Origin of the sequence: Mesorhizobium sp. M4A.F.Ca.ET.050.02.1.1 (assembly GCF_003997725.1) — a bacterium.
Taxonomy (GTDB): Bacteria; Pseudomonadota; Alphaproteobacteria; order Rhizobiales; family Rhizobiaceae; genus Mesorhizobium.
Map to the genome: position 1 here is coordinate 1 of NZ_RZSG01000818.1, position 2,581 is coordinate 2,581.

The following is a 2,581-nucleotide window of genomic DNA, read 5'->3' on the forward strand; positions in this document are numbered from 1 at the left end:
CTACGAGGGATAAGGCCGTTCGAGGCGCGATCATGGCCGAAATCCTGTTCTACCATCTGACCGAATCGACGCTGGAGGAGGCGCTGCCGGGGCTGCTCGAGCGCAGTGTCGATCGCGGCTGGCGCGCCGTGGTGCAGACCGGCACCGAGGAGCGGCGCGACGCGCTCGACCAACATCTGTGGATCTTCCGCGACGATTCCTTCCTGGCGCACGCCACCGACCGCGAAGCCTATCCGGCCGAGCAGCCGATCCTGCTCACAACGGGGGAGGGCAACCCGAACGCCGCGCAGATACGCTTCCTGGTCGACGGCGCGGTGCCCGCCGACCTGTCGGGGTACGAGCGCGCCGTGTTCCTGTTCGACGGCCATGACGCCGCGCAACTGGAAGGCGCACGCGGCCACTGGAAGACGATGAAGGAAGCCGGCCACACCGTGACCTACTGGCAGCAGACGCCGGACCGCCGCTGGGAGCGCAAGGCGTAGGTTCCATACTGCGCCGCCCCTCATCCGCCTGCCGGCACCTTCTCCCCGTATGGTGAAGGGGGAAGAGGATGGCCGCGCCGTTGGCTCATCCTGCAACGCCCGCAGTTGGCGAAACCAGCCGTGATGGCGCCTTTCTCGCCGTCAAACGGGGAGAAATGCCCGGTGGGGCAATGAGGGGCGGCGCCGACGGACGGTATCAGCGCGAAAGCGACTCCCGTCCGGCTAGCCTTCACCTCTGGCCGGCATCATGGCTATCGCACCTGAACCGCTTTATGCATTAGATGCACGCAAGCTCACGATGGGGTGAGGATGCGGATCAAAATCATCGGAACCGGCGGGGCGGTGCCGGCAGGGTGCGTGACCTCGCGCGCACTGGAGGAAAGGCTTGGCCTTGCCGAGGGCCGGCTCGAAGCCGCCACCGGTGTCGTCGAGCGCTATGTCTGCGAGGGCGAAACGCAGATCGATCTGGCCTGCGCCGCGGCGCGCATTGCACTCGCCGATGCAGGGGTTAAACCCGGCGCGGTGGACCTGATCATCGGCGGCTGCGGCGTGCCTTACCAGCCGCTGCCCGCGACCGCGCCGCTGGTCATGCAACGCCTCGGCCTTGCTGACGGCTCGGCGGCCGCCTTTGACGTCAACAGCACCTGCCTCGGCTTCCTCACCGCCTTCGAAACCGCTTCGCGCCTGGTCGAGGCCGGGCAATTCAGCACGGCGCTGGTGTTCTCCTCGGAGATCGCCTCGCGGGCTCTGCCTTGGAAGGAGCAACCGGAGGTCGCGGCGCTATTCGGCGACGGCGCGGCAGCGGCGATTTTGCAAAAAGGCGGACCGGGTGAGGGCAGGGTGGTCGCCAGTCTGATGCGCACCTATCCCTCGGCCTACGAGGCCTGCGGCATCGGCTCGGGCGGCACGCGTTTCGACTTCAAGCGCCAGCCGGAGGAGTTTGCCCGCCACAGCCTGTTCCACATGGACGGCAAGGAATTGTTTCGCGTCACCTCGCGCCACTTCAGCGGCTTCATCACTGAGCTATTGCAGCGCGCCGGCTGGCGGCGCGAGGACGTCGACCTCGTCGTGCCGCATCAGGCAAGCCCGTTCGCGCTGGCGCATATGGCGCGCCAGACCGGCTTCGCGCCGGAGAAACTCGTCGACATCTCCGCCCGCTACGGCAACCAGGTCGCTGCTTCCATTCCCTTCGCGCTGGACGTCGCGCGGCGTGACTGCCGGATCGCGCCGGGCGCCAGGCTGCTGTTCCTCGGCACTTCGGCCGGCGTGTCCTTCGGCGGCATGGCGCTGGAGGCCTGACGATGGCCGTGCTCGTCACCGGCGCCAGCGGTTTTCTGGGCTCCCATGTGCTGGCAAGGCTGGCCGCGTCCGGCACGCTGGCGCTTGGCCTCGGCCGCGATGCGGCGCGCTGTGCGGCGCTGGAAACCGCCGGCCACCGGATCATCCGCCACGACCTGTCGCTGCCGCTCGACAGGGCGCTCGATCTGCGGCTCCGCAGGGTCGAGCGGATCATCCACTGCGCGGCGCTCTCCGCGCCATTCGGCCGGCTGGCGGATTTCGAGGCAGCCAATGTCGCGGCGATGCGAAACATCCTCGATTTCGCGACCCGGCAAGGCATCAGCCGCTTCGTCCACATCTCCAGCCCGTCCGTGTGCTTCGCCTTCCGCGACCAGCTCGATCTTGCCGAGGACGCGGCCTTGCCGGACCCGGTCAACCACTATGCCCGCACCAAGCGCGAGGCCGAGCGGCTGGTGCTGGCGGCGCCCGCCATCCACCCTGTGGTGCTCAGGCCGCGCGGCATCTACGGCGCCGGCGACCGCGCGCTCTTGCCGCGCCTCATCAAGGCCGCGAAGAACCGCCCGCTGCCGATCTTCCGCGACGGCCGGGCGCGCATCGACCTCACTCATGTCGACGACGTCGTCGATGCGGTGATGGTGGCGCTCGCAGCACCCCGGGAGGCTGAGGGCCATGTCTTCAACATCTCCGGCGGCGAGGTGTTGCCGGTGCGCCGCATCGCCGACGAGGCCTGCGCCTGCGCCGGCATCACGGCGCGCTGGCGGCGGGTGCCGCTGTGGCCGGCCATGCTTTTCGCCAGCGCC

The 2,581-nt window shown here is 68.8% G+C and carries 3 protein-coding genes; all 3 read left to right on the plus strand.

The window, feature by feature from the left end; translation table 11 throughout:
* The first annotated feature begins 32 nt into the window (after positions 1-32).
* Positions 33-482, plus strand: a complete 450-nt coding sequence (locus tag EOA33_RS31665; RefSeq protein ID WP_127407418.1) for a DNA polymerase III subunit chi — start codon at positions 33-35, stop codon at positions 480-482.
* A 309-nt stretch (positions 483-791) separates the two neighbouring features.
* Positions 792-1,781 (plus strand): 3-oxoacyl-[acyl-carrier-protein] synthase III C-terminal domain-containing protein, encoded by a 990-nt coding sequence (locus tag EOA33_RS31670; RefSeq protein WP_127407419.1) that lies wholly within the window; start codon positions 792-794, stop codon positions 1,779-1,781.
* 2 nt (positions 1,782-1,783) lie between these two features.
* Positions 1,784-2,581: NAD(P)-dependent oxidoreductase (locus EOA33_RS31675; RefSeq protein WP_145989397.1), on the plus strand; the 798-nt coding region annotated here is incomplete at its 3' end.